This is a genomic window from Corynebacterium renale, from assembly GCF_002563965.1.
Classification (GTDB): Bacteria; Actinomycetota; Actinomycetes; order Mycobacteriales; family Mycobacteriaceae; genus Corynebacterium; species Corynebacterium renale.
Genome location: NZ_PDJF01000001.1, coordinates 255,257 through 269,737, shown reverse-complemented (window position 1 = coordinate 269,737; position 14,481 = coordinate 255,257). Strand labels below are relative to the sequence as shown.

The 14,481-nt window shown below is 58.4% G+C and carries 12 protein-coding genes; 8 read left to right on the top strand and 4 right to left on the bottom strand.

Annotation, left to right across the window (positions count from 1 at the left end; all coding sequences use genetic code 11):
* Positions 1 to 13: 13 nt before the first annotated feature.
* Positions 14 to 1,294, top strand: coding sequence for a type VII secretion protein EccB (gene eccB / locus ATK06_RS01255; RefSeq protein WP_143341368.1), 1,281 nt, complete (start codon positions 14 to 16; stop codon positions 1,292 to 1,294).
* Here eccB and ATK06_RS01250 read toward each other — a convergent pair.
* Together ATK06_RS01250 and eccD are read right to left on the bottom strand one after the other, a co-directional pair.
* Positions 1,284 to 2,435: a S8 family serine peptidase gene (locus ATK06_RS01250; RefSeq protein WP_098388703.1), complete on the bottom strand. Its 1,152-nt coding sequence runs from the start codon at positions 2,433 to 2,435 to the stop codon at positions 1,284 to 1,286. The two genes, eccB and ATK06_RS01250, sit on opposite strands and share 11 nt — an antisense overlap.
* Positions 2,435 to 3,757, bottom strand: coding sequence for a type VII secretion integral membrane protein EccD (eccD, locus tag ATK06_RS01245; RefSeq protein WP_098388702.1), 1,323 nt, complete (start codon positions 3,755 to 3,757; stop codon positions 2,435 to 2,437). The genes ATK06_RS01250 and eccD overlap by 1 nt, the downstream gene beginning before the upstream one ends.
* Before the next feature lie 226 nt (positions 3,758 to 3,983).
* On the opposite strand from eccD, the gene eccCa reads away from it, so the two are divergent.
* The 6 genes from eccCa (at position 3,984) to rpsI (ending at position 10,851) form a co-directional block, all read left to right on the top strand.
* Complete coding sequence (gene eccCa, locus ATK06_RS01240; protein ID WP_098388701.1) at positions 3,984 to 7,691, top strand: type VII secretion protein EccCa; 3,708 nt, start codon at positions 3,984 to 3,986, stop codon at positions 7,689 to 7,691.
* On the top strand, positions 7,678 to 8,730 hold the full coding sequence (locus ATK06_RS01235; protein WP_053072713.1) for a type VII secretion-associated protein: 1,053 nt from the start codon (positions 7,678 to 7,680) through the stop codon (positions 8,728 to 8,730). Before eccCa ends, ATK06_RS01235 begins: the two co-directional genes overlap by 14 nt.
* A gap of 110 nt (positions 8,731 to 8,840) precedes the next feature.
* On the top strand, positions 8,841 to 9,155 hold the full coding sequence (locus ATK06_RS01230) for a WXG100 family type VII secretion target (protein WP_048379860.1): 315 nt from the start codon (positions 8,841 to 8,843) through the stop codon (positions 9,153 to 9,155).
* Positions 9,156 to 9,205: 50 nt separating this feature from the next.
* Positions 9,206 to 9,493, top strand: coding sequence for a WXG100 family type VII secretion target (locus ATK06_RS01225; RefSeq protein ID WP_048379858.1), 288 nt, complete (start codon positions 9,206 to 9,208; stop codon positions 9,491 to 9,493).
* Between the two features lie 378 nt (positions 9,494 to 9,871).
* The gene (rplM, locus tag ATK06_RS01220; protein WP_048379856.1) at positions 9,872 to 10,315 is read left to right on the top strand and encodes a 50S ribosomal protein L13; all 444 of its coding nucleotides are present in this window, start codon (positions 9,872 to 9,874) and stop codon (positions 10,313 to 10,315) included.
* Complete coding sequence (rpsI, locus tag ATK06_RS01215; protein WP_053072710.1) at positions 10,312 to 10,851, top strand: 30S ribosomal protein S9; 540 nt, start codon at positions 10,312 to 10,314, stop codon at positions 10,849 to 10,851. The genes rplM and rpsI overlap by 4 nt, the downstream gene beginning before the upstream one ends.
* A 123-nt stretch (positions 10,852 to 10,974) precedes the next feature.
* Here the strand turns inward: rpsI and ATK06_RS01210 are convergent, their stop codons facing one another.
* Positions 10,975 to 12,615, bottom strand: coding sequence for an IS30 family transposase (locus ATK06_RS01210; protein ID WP_048379854.1), 1,641 nt, complete (start codon positions 12,613 to 12,615; stop codon positions 10,975 to 10,977).
* 120 nt (positions 12,616 to 12,735) lie between these two features.
* Between ATK06_RS01210 and glmM the strand changes: the two genes are divergently transcribed.
* Positions 12,736 to 14,079, top strand: coding sequence for a phosphoglucosamine mutase (gene glmM / locus ATK06_RS01205; RefSeq protein ID WP_098388700.1), 1,344 nt, complete (start codon positions 12,736 to 12,738; stop codon positions 14,077 to 14,079).
* A 134-nt stretch (positions 14,080 to 14,213) separates the two neighbouring features.
* On the opposite strand, the gene ATK06_RS11470 is transcribed toward glmM, so the two are convergent.
* On the bottom strand, positions 14,214 to 14,342 hold the full coding sequence (locus ATK06_RS11470; RefSeq protein WP_272913509.1) for a hypothetical protein: 129 nt from the start codon (positions 14,340 to 14,342) through the stop codon (positions 14,214 to 14,216).
* Between the last annotated feature and the right edge of the window lie 139 nt (positions 14,343 to 14,481).

Genomic DNA, 14,481 nt, shown 5'->3' with positions numbered 1-14,481 from the left:
TGGGGGTTTCGGGGTGGAACGTCAGCTCTATTCGACCACGCAAGCGCAAGTATCCGGGCACAAATTCCTGCAGAGGCGGATGTACCACGGCCTTGTCTTCGGGGATGTGCGTATGATCCACGACCCGCTTTCACGGCGCGGACGTGCCGCAATCATGGGCGGGGTCAGCGCACTGCTCGTCGGCCTGGGGGCAGGCCTTTTCGGGTGGCTTGCCCCAGACCCAGATCCGGGGGATTCCGCACTCTGGCGCGGGCCGGGGGACCAGATCTACGTGCACCTTGACGGCGTGGCCTACCCGGTGCCTAACCTGACATCGGCGCATTTGATTACCGGCGACGCCTCACAGCCAGCCCGCGTGGGGACGAGCGTGCTGGCGCACACGCCAGTGGGACCGCCCCTGGGACTATCGCGGGTTCCTTATTCTTTCGAAGGATTCACTTCGGGCACACCTCCCGTGTGGAGTGTGTGCCACGACGGGCAACGCGTGGTGATCAGCGCGGATAACCGCCCGGACCCGTGGCCGGAAGGTGCGGGCCTCCTAGCGGTGTCAGGGGCGGAAGAATACCTCATCGATGCCACCGGCCGGACGCTGCTTCCACCTGCTGAATCGATTGAGGGGAGGGCAGTGCGCCGGGCGCTGAACATCACCGCGGCAACTCCACGGTGGCAGGCACCCGCGGGGATGCTCAGTGCTGTGCGCCAGCGCCCCGACACCCGTATTCCCGAAGGCCAGGTAGTAGATACCGGTGCGGATTTGTGGCTTGTCGACGACCGTTCCGCCACCCACCTGACCGAGACACAAGCACGTGCCATCGAATGGACCGGCCGCCCCCGCAGAGTGGGCAACGTCAACGAGATCGCTCACTTAGAACAGCGCGCTGACCTGGTGTACCTGCCGGCGCACGACGTCGAATTCGTGGACCCGAGCCCGCGCCGGCGTGTTGGCGCGGGTGAGGCCGGAGACGCGCCGGCGGTGTGCGTGGTGGACCGCGGGCTGGCGTTGTCTCAGGACGTGCCGCCAGGGGTGCGGTTGGTCGGCGAAAGTGAGGCCACCCATTTCGTAGCCCCAGGCCTGGTGGGCGCCGCCATCGTGGATACTGGGTTTGGATTCGTGGGGGTGTCGTCGTCTGGAGTGCGCCACGAGTTCGTGTCCGCTGGCGACGTAGCCCTTGTCGGCGGCGAGCCAGTGCCCGGGGCGCGTGAGATCATCACGCTCCTGCCCGAGGGGACGAAACTCGATGCGGAACAGGCACGCCGTGGCGTCCTGGGCGACGCTGCAGAAGCTAGCGGTTAGGTTTCCTGCGAATGCGGTGAATGAGCGCGGTGATCATGCACCCCAGCGTCGCGCCAACCAAGACGGTGACGCCGAATGCGAGGCTGCGCCGAATATAGGCCGGCGGTTCTGGAGTCACCGGTGGGGGGACGCGTAGGGCCGTGGCGCTGAGAGGAGTGTGGAGGGCTTCGTTGACGGCGTCGTCGATAAGCATCCGCCCCGTGGTGGGGTGGGCCACGCTCCTCAACGCTGAGCGAATTTCCTCAGGTGACATCGTGGGCCGGCGCTCCAGCATTAAAGCCACGGTCCCACTGACCACGGGTGCTGCGAAACTTGTCCCCACGAACGGTGCAGCCGGCGAACCCGGGGACGTTACCATGCCCGAAGCAAAACCCTCCCCGGAAGGAGACAGCCCGACGCTTACCGTGCCCGGGGCAGAAAGTCGGACGGGGTGATTTGAGGGAATGGGGATCGAATAGTCCTCGTGCACGTACGGCTCCTCCGAAGACCCGACCGCAACGACAAGCGGGTGGTGCGCCGGGATAACAGCCGAATCAGCGGTGCACTGCGAAGATGCATTGCCGGCCGCCGCCACAATAAGCGCTCCTGATACTTCCGCGCGATTGATGGCTTCATCCAGAGCAGTCGCGTCGAACCCTTCGCCCCGTGGCATGCACGCGACGACCGACACATTAATCACACGTGCGCCCAGATCCACCGCGTTATGTATAGCGGCGGTGAGGCCGTCGATAGTTCCAGACTGGCCGGACTGCCTGATACTGATAATTTCCGAACCCGGAGCAACGCCGTAGGTAGACGAACCGATCACTCCCGCCACTATGGTCCCGTGGAACGTGCAATCTTCTAACGGGCGCGGGTTCTTCGGGTCGAGGATATCCGCCCCCGGGATAACACCCCGCAGCTCAGGGTGGTTGGCAACGCCGGTATCGATAACCGCTACGCGGACACCTCCGCCTTGAGCTAGGCGGTGTACATCAGTGAACGCATCGTTCAGCGGCGGTGGTGGCACCAGCAGTGGGGTAGCACACCGCTCTTGCGCGTGCGCCCCCGGAAGCGTAACCGGAACGGCTGCGGTGAGCAGGCCGCTGGCAATCAGGACGGCGCACATCTGGTGGGCACGGCGCAATGGGGAAGACTTCATCACATACCCCAATGCCGAATGAGTGCAAAGACTCCTGCAACGTGCAAAGACAGCGGGAAGATTGCTGCCAGGCAAATCCCTTCTAAACGTTCCCACCACACCAACTGGGTCGGCTGGATGGGGCCGCACCGCGGTAACCATAACGGAAGGCTCACACCAGCTACGGCAATGAGCCCGCAAAACGCGGACACGTACGGGTTTTCCAAAGAGATGGAAAGCCATCCGGCCGCGAGAAGAGCACTCGCGGATATGATTCCGTACGCGACAGTAACGACGACCGCACTGTGCCGCACCGCATGGATGCAGGTGGCGCACATAATCACTGCGCACAAAGCCACCAACCACCCAGTGGCTACCTTCGGTGGGTGCAGCACCAGAGCTAAGAGTGCACCGCAATGAACCACCGCAGCTCCAACGATAAGGCCGTTATAGATTTCACGCGCCTTGGTGGCTCGCGTTGCTGTATCTGCGGCCTCGTTTATTGCCGGATCCGATAATTCAAGGGGTTGTCCGGCACTCGGAAGCCGTGGAACGTGAAGACCCGCGCATGCGGTAGCCACAAGCGGGCCGCAGAGCAGCATTATGTGGGTAGCCAATACTGCAGGTCCGCCATGCTGAAATGCAAAACCTACGCTTCCTAATACGCCGGCTGACAGAAACACAGCTACAACTGGGACCGATACCGTCGCTATTCGGCAGAGGTGCGCCGCGCAGACGAGTACGCAGGCAGTCGCAAGGCCGGAAGCCCACCCGGCTACGTGGTCTACGCTCACCCAGGCTGCCACCCCTGACGCCAGGCACGCTATGGTGCACCACGCCACAGACCACATCTGCGGCTTCCATAAGCACACGATTGTCCCTGCTAATCCGGCGATTCCTAAAGCCGCCCACGTCGGTAGCCACGTCAACAGCACGCACAGCCCAAGCAGTAGCGCACTTGCAGAAACGCCGTGCGTAAGTAGCGCCGTGGTGATGTTCTTATCTGAAACCTGCGCGGCATATGCCAGCGATTCCGCTGCGTCCCGAGCTATAGGTTGCGGGCGTGCATGCTGGGGTTGGAAAACAAGGATGTCCCCGTGATCCACTGCTGTTTCAGCAAGGGGGACAGTAGCGCTGAGCGGAGACCCCGCCAGAGTTGCGGGTTGCCACGGACGTGAAATCCGTGGTGCGTCGGTAAGCGCAATTAAGTCGCTGAGTAGCTCTGCCAATGTTGCTTTTCGCGGGACAGTGACATCTGCCTCCGCGAAGAAATCTCCGGCGTGAAACCGGACAGTCACCGCCACCATCGCTTCAATAGTGTGGCTGACATGCACAGATTGCATCAATTCCCCCTCTAAAACGCTGCGTGTGAGGCCACCCCGGCTTCACATCCCCGTCGTTGTGCCTCATTTCTAGCCCACCGCCGAGGCCCCGCGCTACACCGGGGGTAACGCGGGGGTAAAGTGCGAACCATTCCGGCGATATCGGTCCGTGGAGATGCTAGTGTGGGGCGCCAAGGCACCAAGGGGTGGTGCCATGGGGATACGTATTAAGGGGGATTCGGGGGACATGAGCGTAGTCGTCGAACCGACGCATATATCTAACCGCGAACCCGCGCCACCATTGCCGCAGGGTGAGCTCGTTGCGGAAAAAGTTCCTGCCGCGCACGTGCACCGGCCACAGCCATTAATCAGGCTGCTCATGCCGGTGGTCATGGTTGCGGCGATGGCGGCGATGGTCATCGTAATTTTCTTAAGCAGCCGTAACGGTTCAGGTGGCACGATTAGCCCGATGATGCTGGTCATGCCACTGATGATGCTCATGGGATTCTTCACCATGTTTGCACCACCGAACGGTAACGATACTGACGAAGTGCGGCGCACTTACCTGCGCCACCTCGGCGAATTACGTGAGGCCGCCATCAATAATGCGCAAGCCCAACTCGAGCACGAGATACACCAGCACCCACACCCGCACGATGTGTGGTCGCTTATTGGCGGGCCGCGGATGTGGGAACGCAACGCGGATGATCCCGATGTTTTAGACACGCGAATCGGGTTAGGAGTGACAAGTCTGTGCACGCCCATCGTGGTGGAAGATTCGGGATCAAGCGAAGACCTCGACCCCGTGTGCGCAGTTGCGCTACGGCATGTGGTTCGTGCAACAGCAAATGTTGAGCATAGCCCTGTTTCAGTTGCCTTGGCATCATTCCGGTTCGTTTCGGTAGCCGGGGAGGAAGCAGCCGCACTAGTCCGCGCTATCGTGTGCCAGTTGGTGGTGCACCATGGCCCGGACGTGGTCTCTGTGTCGTTTGCCGGGTCGTGGGAAGATAACCCGGATTGGCAGTGGATGAAGTGGCTGCCGCACACCCGTGAGAATGGGGTTGGCACTGCTCCTCCTGACCACCGGATTCTGGTGGTAGATAGCGCTTCTGCCGGGAACTCTGGGGCGAACGTGGAGGTGCAGGCTGGGGTGCAGGCTGGGATACAAGCGCTGCATGATTCGGCGCATACCCTCATCGTGGATTGCGCCGGATTGCAGCCGGGCATTCTTAACCAGGTGGCCCAGGCAGAGGGTCTAGCCCTGCACGTGTCGGAGGGAAATGTTGCAGTAGTTACCGAGGACGGCCCCGAGACAATCGGTCGCGCTGACGCAATCACAACCGCGCAGGCCTTGGATTGCTCTCGACGGCTGGCCCGGTTCACGCGCGCGACAGGTGTCCAGGACGTGCGCCAAGACTATCCGGCATTGCTCGGTATTACTGATACTGAGGACATTGACCTGGGCCAGATATGGGATCAGCCTCGAACGCACGCAGAAAAACTTCAGGTCCCGCTGGGATTGAGTACCACGAAAGCGCCTGTCGTACTAGATATTAAGGAATCTGCGCACGGCGGAATGGGCCCACACGGTCTGTGCATCGGTGCGACGGGTTCCGGTAAATCGGAACTCCTCAGGACGTTCGTCATTGGGTTGGCCGCAACACATAGTCCCGACGACCTCAACTTAGTCCTCGTTGACTTTAAGGGTGGGGCTACGTTTTTGGGCGTCGAAAAGCTTCCGCACACTTCCGCGGTGATTACTAACCTCGAGGAGGAAGCAGACCTGGTTGCCCGCATGCACGATGCGATCTCCGGGGAGATGAACCGGCGCCAAGAATTGCTGCGTAAGGCTGGTAATTTCTCGAACGTCGTGGACTACACCGCGGCGCGCAACCGCGGAGATCTCGCCCCCGATGGAAGTCCATTGCCACCGCTTCCGGCTTTGGTGATTGTCGTAGACGAGTTCTCTGAACTATTAGGGCAGCATCCGGACTTCGCGGATCTCTTTGTTGCTGTAGGCAGGCTAGGCCGATCCTTACAGATTCACTTACTGCTGGCCTCCCAGCGTCTGGAGGAAGGGCGTTTGCGAGGTCTTGATTCGCATCTGTCCTACCGCATCGGGTTGCGCACGTTCTCAGCTGCGGAATCACGGCAGGTTCTCGGTGTTCCTGACGCCTACACGCTTCCGACGACCCCAGGTGCCGGATACATCAAAGCGGCAGCAGACGATGTCGTTGGTTTCCGCGCGGCCTACGTTTCGGGACCGCTGGAGAAAACCGTCGCGCTGGAGACGGATAGTCTGTTGGAAGTGCGGCCTTTCACCCAATGGCCGTCAGCGCAGGTCACCGAGCAAACCGTCCTAAGTACTGGTGAGACACTGCTCAGCGCAGTTGTTGCTGCCGCGCGCCGGGAAGCAGGAGTGCGCGGTCAGCGAGCGCATCGCATGTGGTTACCACCCCTGCCTGCTCGCATGGAGCTTTCGGCAGCGATGCAGTTGGGTGCAGGCAACAGTGCGCCTGGTGCTTTGTCGGCCGTGGTGGGAGTCATCGACCGCCCTTACTACCAGCGCCAAGACCCGCTGATCATGGATTTATCTGCCGGCGCCGGGCACATAGCTATTGCCGGCTCGCCCCGGACTGGCAAGACGCAGGTGTTGCGCACGCTAGCAACGGCGCTGGCGGTGACGCATTCCCCAGACCACGTGAAGTTTTACGGGGTGGATTTTTCCTCCGGCGAGCTGGAAACACTCAGCCGTTTGCCGCACACCGCAGGTATCGCAAGCCGCAAAGACCCCGAGCGGGTGGCGCGGGTCATTGATGAAGTCATGGCGCTCATCGATGATGGGGGAGAAGACCGCCACACGGTTCTGCTTATCGACGGCTGGCACAGTTTCGCTGACGAACACGAGGAATTGGCCTCCAACGTCGCTTCGATCGCTGCTAATGGCCCGCGTGCCAAAGTTCACCTGGTGATTTCAACTGCGCGGTGGACCTCGATTCGACCTGCGATTAGGGATCTCATTACAACGCGCTACGAACTGCGTCTAGGCGAACCCTTGGATTCGCTTATTGACCGGAACGCTCAGACACATATTCCCCCGAAGCCAGGTCGCGGAATTACCTCCGAGAAAGAGGATGTGTTGTTTGCCCTGACCAGTAATCAGGACATCGCCCACGCGACGCGCCTGTGGGAAAACTCTGAACCGGTTCCGCAATTGAATGTCTTGCCTGCCACGCTATCGTCCGAGGAACTCCCCGATAAAGAAGGCAACGCCATTTTTCTCGGCCTGGGAGGCCGTCGCCTCGAGCCCGTTCCCTGGGATTCACAGCATTTGGTTGTCATCGGTTCCCGAGGCGCAGGTAAAACAACAACGCTGCGCACGGCAGCCAAGGGCATCTGCGAACTGGGCAGATCTCATGCGCGTCTAGTCGTCCTTGATCCGCGACGAGCCCACTTGGGAGCATTCCCGGAGGAGATGGTGGCGGGATATGCCGCCACGCCGGATGCGATGCGGGAACTGGTCACAGCGACGGCCCACACTCTGCGGGAGCGTCTGCCGGGCACCGACATTACACCGGAGCAGTTGGTGCAACGTTCGTGGTGGGATGGGCCTGACATTTATGTGCTTGTCGACGACGCCGAGCTCATCGATGACGCCATTCTCCGGGAGCTACTCGCGCTCATTCCGCATTCCCAGGATGTGGGCCTGCACCTCGTGTTTGCTAGGTCTGCATCGGGGGTTGGGCGTGCCGCGTATCAACCTCTGATGAGCGCGCTCAAAGCCCAATTACCGGCCGTACTTTTGCTAGATAGTGACAAGGAAGAAGGCGCAGTGTTTGGGCTGAAGCCGCAGCGTTGGATCCCCGGTCGTGGGCAGTTCGATCGCGGGGGACAACTAGTGGGTGTTATTCAGGTAGCGCAGTCAGATCAGGTGGTGGGTTATGGGGACGCATAAACTATCCGCCACCGCTACTCAGGCTGAGCGTGGGGTAGTGTCACCGGCAGCTCAGCATTTGACCATTACGCTGACGGTCGTCGATACTGCCACGATCTTTACTGGACCAGACACGGTGTACCGGTATGACTTACCAGGCACAGGCATTCAAGAGGGGTGGGCTACGCGCGCGGTTATTGATCAGTTGCGCACTCTTTCACCTACGCAATGGCCAGAAATTGAAGTCATCGTTGATGCATCACCCGAGGTGACTGACATTGTGGTTGCCACTTTGGTCGCCCAAGGCGTAGTTGCGTATCCCATCGACGTTGCCGCCGAGCCTCCCGGAGCTGAAGAATCTGAACCAGGGAGACGTTTACGTTCCATGGCACGCGCCCGCGAGGGCGCAAACCATGAATCAACCTGGGAAATGAACGGCCGTACATGGTTTGCGCCCACGCTGATCGCGGTTGCCGTCGTCGTAGTTCTTGCTGGGGCCTGGTGGACCATCCGTGCTACCACGGGATCTGCCTCGACGCCACACGAAAAGGTAGTTGCTGCGGCGACTACTCCGGCTTCTCCAACCTCGTCAGCTAGTGTGAAGTCCCCGCATAGTTCGCTCACGAGCTCCGCGGCCAGCCCACAAACGCAGTCACAAGAACACCTCATCGGCCAGATGCGGGTAGAGACTCCGCCTGGATTTACTGTGGAAGAACGCCCGGGAACGTGGTTGCTTACCGGGCCCGATGACACACTTCGCATTCACGTCAGCGCGGACCCCATCTACACGGTCACTCCGGAAACGGTCTTGAAGGAAGCCGTAGCCACTATTGAGTCCGACCCCGAACTCCGTCCGGTCGACATTCCTGTTGGGCCTTTATTCGAAGGCACACGAGTGCGCTATTCCGAAATCCCCGGCGATGGCTCGGTTGTGGATTGGGTGACGTGGGTGGAGCACGGACATCTGATGGCTATGGGGTGCCACACACGCCACGAACCTACTATTCCCAACAAAGCGGCATGTCGTTTAGCTGCAGAAACACTGAGTTTTGTAGGTTAGGGAACCTTTTGGGTGTTGCGCGCCGTCAGATATAACCAAGCGGAACAGATGCGCTTGAACACGTAAAAATCTGGCCCACAGGGCCACAGTCTCGAGGAGGGGCGAGTTACATGTCACTGTTTAAAACTGAAGCCGACGTGATGGTCGCAGCTGCAGGTCACGTTGATTCCACAGCAGATGAGGTGCTTTCGGAATTGGGCCGCTTGCGCGGAATTGTCGACGGCGTACGCGGCTCCTGGGTGGGCGCAGCGCAAAACAGCTTCGATGCTCTCATGGCCCGGTGGGATGAGTCCGGCCGCAATCTGCAGGGGGCGCTCACCGACATTTCCACCAACATCCGCTCGAACGCGCGCCACTTCGAAGATGCTGAAGCACAGAACGCGCAGATGTTCTCCAACGTCGGGGGCACCGGCCTCAGCTTGTAAGAACCGACCCTACGAAAAAAATCTTTGACACTGAGTGAAAGCAGGAACTCATGAGCACCATCCGTTACCAATTCGGCGCAATTGACGCCGCCGCCACTGATATCCAGGCAACCTCGGCACGAATCAATCAGCTTCTCGATGAACTGAAATCCTTCCTGGCGCCCATGGTGTCCACCTGGGAAGGTCAGTCCGCCGAGGCGTACAACGAGGCCCAAGCACGGTGGGATAAGTCCGCAGCAGAACTGAATACGATTTTGGCAACCATTTCCAAGACCGTCCGCCAGGGCAATGACCAAATGGCGGATGTTAACCGAGCAGCTGCTGCGTCGTGGGGGTGATCTATGAAGAAACGGTAAAACTTACATCTCACACAATTCTGATGTTCGTGGAGATACCCCCTATTTTGCTCCCGTCAGCGCATCTAGCTTCCATGTTGCTAGCTAGGTAGGTGTAGGAACCACCTGGGATGCTGCTGAACGTTTGCGACATCAGAATTGATAGGCCAGGCGGTACAGGATCCCGCCTGGCCTACATGTGTATTTTCCCTAGTGTGCTATTTGGAAATCGGGGAGAAATCCGTTAGGATATTCAACCTGTGTGTTTTCTTCGCGGGTCTCCACCGGCCGCCGTGAAGGGCAATCCCCAAACTTTTTTAAGTACATGATTGAGCACAGTGATGGCCGGCAGCCCAAGACCGACTTTTAAGGAGTCATCGAGTGTCTACTTACCACCCGAAGAGCGGTGACATTACCCGCAAGTGGTACGTCATCGACGCCACGGACGTGGTGCTCGGTCGCCTTGCTACCCACACGGCAAACCTGCTGCGTGGCAAGGGCAAGCCACTGTTTGCACCGAACGTTGACTGTGGTGACCACGTCATCATCATTAACGCTGACAAAGTTGCAGTTAGCTCCAACAAGCGTGAGCGCGAAATGCGTTACCGTCACTCCGGCTACCCGGGTGGACTGAAGTCCATGACCCTGGGTCGTGCCCTGGACGAGTTCCCAGAGCGCACCGTCGAAGAGGCTGTACGTGGCATGATGCCACACAACAAGCTGTCGCGTGCTTCCATCAAGAAGCTGCACGTTTACGCTGGTGCTGAGCACCCACACGCGGGCCAGAACCCGGAGACCTACGAGATCAAGGTGGTGTCCCAGTGACTGAGGCAAACAACCAAAACGCGAACGTAGCAGACGCAGCGGACCTCGCAGCAGCTGCTGCAGCTACTGAAGAGTTCACCAACACCATTGGTGATGCAGTAGCCGTAGAATCCGAGACCGCAGTTGAGGCTGAAGCACCAGCTGGTGTTGAGGGCCCAATCCAGACCGTTGGTCGCCGTAAGCGCGCCATCGTCCGTGTCCGCCTGGTTCCAGGCACCGGCGAAATCAAGTGCAACGGCCGCGATCTGGACACCTACTTCCCGAACAAGATTCACCAGCAGACTGTTCTGTCCCCACTGGTTCTTCTTGAGCGTGAAGGTCAGTTCGACATCGTCGCTAACCTCAAGGGCGGTGGCCCAACCGGTCAGGCTGGCGCAATGCGTCTGGCAATTGCCCGCGCACTCAACCTCTACAGCCCTGCAGACCGCGGTGAGCTGAAGAAGGCTGGCTACCTGACCCGTGACGCACGTGCCGTCGAGCGTAAGAAGGCAGGTCTGCACAAGGCCCGTCGCGCTCCGCAGTACTCCAAGCGTTAATTTCCCCGCTGCAGGTACCCCCTGGTACCAGCGTGTGGACACATACCGTCATCCTTTCGGGATGGCGGTTTTGTGCATTTCAGGTGGGCGCTTGAATTCTAGGGGTCGTTGCAACAACGACGATTAATCCCGTCTAATGCTACCGGTTTGTGCCAGAGCCTCTGCCATAACTTCCGCCGGAGTCTTCCATTGCAATGCTTTACGTGGTGTGTGGTTGTGGATATTGGCAATCATTTCAAGATCATGTGCGCTGTAGACTGACAAATCACTACTTTTCGGAAGATTCCGCCGGAGTCGCCCGTTAGTATTCTCGTTACTTCCACGTTCCCATGGTGAACCAGGATGACAGAAATAAATGGGTATATCTGTAGCCATCGTAAAAGCCTTATGACCAGCCATCTCGCTTCCCTGATCCCAGGTAATCGATGACCACATCGCTTCGTCGATCGTGCCAACTGTTTTCTTTAACGCTGCAAGTACCTCATCACTGCTATGGCGCCCAGGCAGGTGACCTAACACGACGAACCTGCTGACACGTTCCACCAAAGTGATCACTGCTGATTTGTTATTTTTGCCTAAAATGAGGTCCCCTTCCCAGTGTCCAGGCAAAATACGCTCAGCGACTTCTTCAGGTCGTTCATCGATCATGATCATGTCATCAACGAATCGTTGCTGAGTAGGAGTGTCAACCCGGGGGAGTCGTTTCTTGCGTTTCTTCCTACCCCGAGGCAGTGTCAAACCTAGCTCACTGAGCTTACCTTTCGACTGCAGGTAGAAAGCATCGTAGATAGTTTCGTGGCTAATACGCATGTCCTTGTCATCGGGAAAATCAACAGGGAGTCGATGAGCAATCTGTTCAGGCGACCATTGTGCCCGCAACCCATTACACACGTACTCCCATAATCGTTTATCTGCTAATAACTTGGGTAGTTTAGGACGCAGCCGACGTGCGCACGCTTTCAACTGAGCAGTTTCTGCACGATACGGGCCTTCCGCACTGCGATTGCGTCTAATTTCTCGAGCAATTGATGAAGCACTTCGCCCAAGTCGGCGACTGATTTCACGAACCGAGGTATGCTCACGCAGCAAATCAGCAATAAGTACTCGTTCTTCGAAGCAGATATAGCGAGCGCTAATAGGTTTGTATGGATCAACCCCATGTGGCAATGCCGGTGGACGCAATCGTCCAGAGTCAACGAGATCATGGCGTTGGCGCAGCGTGATCATAAGTCTTTTATACGTGATGGCATCGATACCAACACCGACGAACTCTTTGCGTGAGCCGTTTGTTTTAAACAGACCGCGTTCGAAATCTTGCCTCATCGATCTCTCAATACCGAGTGCACGCCCAGCATCACCAGAAGGCACACTTGCTAAACGTAGCCGGAGGTATTCCACACGAAGTTGAGTCTGCCGAACCCTGCGCTGGTACCTGCTTAAGCGGATATGACAGCCGGCATCCATTGCAATCGCATACGCAGCAGTGTCATTGATTCCGCATTGAACTGCCGCGGCGTGGACTGATTGTCCATGTCGAACACGTGTCAGGAACTCTTTGATAACCGGGGTGTTGTGATTAAGTGGTCGTTGTCTCTTGCGTGGTTCGATGAGTTTGTGGGCGTGGCAAAAATTTAACGCATGTCCGTAGTTACAGCCGATTTCATAGGCGGAGGAACGCACGCTGCGACCGCGTGTCACTAACGCGATTAGTCGTACACGATCAGACTCGGATAACGAATGATAAGGCCCATAACTGGTAGTCATTGCCACACTCCTTAGGGAAAGTGTTGCAACGACCCTCTGAACTTAAGGCGTCGTAAAGCATGGGGAGGCATTCGAACGCCCGGGTGGAGTGATGTCTGGGCGGCACGGCATAATGGTGGCATGACTCGACTTTTTGGTACTGACGGTGTCCGCGGTAAGGCGAACAAAGTTCTTACAGTGTCTTTGGCGCTGAAACTGGGAGCTGCTGCAGCGGAAGTGCTCACCCGGGATAAGCGATCTTCCAATAGGCACCCCGTCGCGTTGGTGGGGCGTGACCCGCGCGTGTCCGGTGAGATGCTGGCGGCGGCCCTGGCCGCAGGCATGGCTTCACGTGGTGTTGATGTGCTCCGGGTTGGTGTCATCCCGACGCCCGGCCTGGCTTTCCTGACTGATGATTATGGTGCTGATATGGGCGTCATGATCTCCGCGTCCCACAATCCAATGCCCGATAATGGCATCAAGTTTTTCGCCGCCGGCGGCAAGAAGCTTGCTGACGAAATCGAAGACGAAATCGAGGCAGTTATGGCTGACCTCGAAGAAGGCGGACCAACCGGTCACGGTGTAGGGCGAGTCATCGAGGAGGCACCAGACGCCCAGGACCGCTACCTTGCGCACCTGCGCCAGGCAGTGCAGCAGGATTTGAAGGGGATCACCGTCGTCGTGGACTGCGCGAATGGCGCGGCTTCGGAGGTGGCTCCACTGGCGTACGGGGCAGCGGGCGCGAATGTAATTGCCATCCACAATGAGCCAAACGCTTTTAACATCAACGATAATTGCGGTTCCACCCACATCGAGCAGGTGCAGCAGGCAGTCCGTGAGCACGGGGCAGACATTGGTTTGGCTCACGACGGCGACGCCGACCGCTGCTTGGCCGTCGACGCTGAAGGTAACGTCGTTGATGGTGACCAGATTATGGCGATTCTTGCGGTTGCGAAAAAAGAAGCCAATGATCTGCGTCGCAACACCCTGGTTGCCACCGTGATGAGTAACTTGGGCCTGAAACTCGCTATGGAGCGCGAAGGCATTGACGTTGTTTCTACCGCAGTGGGCGACCGTTATGTTCTTGAGGAACTGAACCGTTCCGGTCTGGATTTGGGTGGCGAGCAATCCGGGCACATCATCATTCCGGAGTTTGCGACCACCGGTGATGGTGTCCTCACCGGGTTGTCGCTCATGGCACGCATGGCAGAAACCGGTAAGTCGATTGCGGAATTGGCCAGCGTGATGAAGGTCCTGTCACAGGTACTGGTGAACGTCCCCGTGTCCGACAAAGCTGCGGTTGCCGATAACCCACAGGTGAAGGAAGCTATCGCAGAAGCTGAGGAAGAACTTGGCTCCACCGGCCGCGTTCTGCTGCGCCCGTCCGGTACTGAGGAACTGTTCCGCGTCATGGTGGAAGCAGCAGAAGAAGACCAGGCGCGTAAACTTGCCGGCCAGTTAGCCGCAGTGGTCGCTAGCGTTTAAGCACTGATCTGAAACTCGGGGGAACCTCCGCCTGGGTGTAGAGCGTCTAAGTAGGAAAAGCCCGTGGTATGAAAGCACCACGGGGCCACTACTAGACACATGGGGGTTCGTCAGTGCCTTTATCCACCGTATTTTTACGCCCAGAACACATACGCGATACCGTCAACCAGCTCCTTGCGGAACTTGCGCGACAAATTGCTGATCACAGTTCCGTAGTGCCACACCTTGATTCCACTGCGCTTGGTGAAGGATTCGCACATCATGCCCGGGCTATTAACGCAGGGTATGCGCGCATGCATGCCGCTGAACTGCGAAGGCTACAAACATTAAGCCGCGGCCTCAGGGCTGTGCTCAAGGACGTGGATCTGTTTGAACACCAGGACCGTGCGGGGGCACGCTCCG

Coding starts and splice junctions, on each gene's coding strand:
- ATK06_RS01210 (WP_048379854.1), bottom strand. CDS start 12,615: ATGACTACCAGTTATGGGCCTTATCATTCGTTATCCGAGTCTGATCGT.
- ATK06_RS01230 (WP_048379860.1), top strand. CDS start 8,841: ATGTCACTGTTTAAAACTGAAGCCGACGTGATGGTCGCAGCTGCAGGT.
- eccD (WP_098388702.1), bottom strand. CDS start 3,757: ATGCAATCTGTGCATGTCAGCCACACTATTGAAGCGATGGTGGCGGTG.
- ATK06_RS01225 (WP_048379858.1), top strand. CDS start 9,206: ATGAGCACCATCCGTTACCAATTCGGCGCAATTGACGCCGCCGCCACT.
- glmM (WP_098388700.1), top strand. CDS start 12,736: ATGACTCGACTTTTTGGTACTGACGGTGTCCGCGGTAAGGCGAACAAA.
- ATK06_RS01235 (WP_053072713.1), top strand. CDS start 7,678: ATGGGGACGCATAAACTATCCGCCACCGCTACTCAGGCTGAGCGTGGG.
- ATK06_RS11470 (WP_272913509.1), bottom strand. CDS start 14,342: ATGATGTGCGAATCCTTCACCAAGCGCAGTGGAATCAAGGTGTGGCAC.
- ATK06_RS01250 (WP_098388703.1), bottom strand. CDS start 2,435: ATGAAGTCTTCCCCATTGCGCCGTGCCCACCAGATGTGCGCCGTCCTG.
- eccCa (WP_098388701.1), top strand. CDS start 3,984: ATGAGCGTAGTCGTCGAACCGACGCATATATCTAACCGCGAACCCGCG.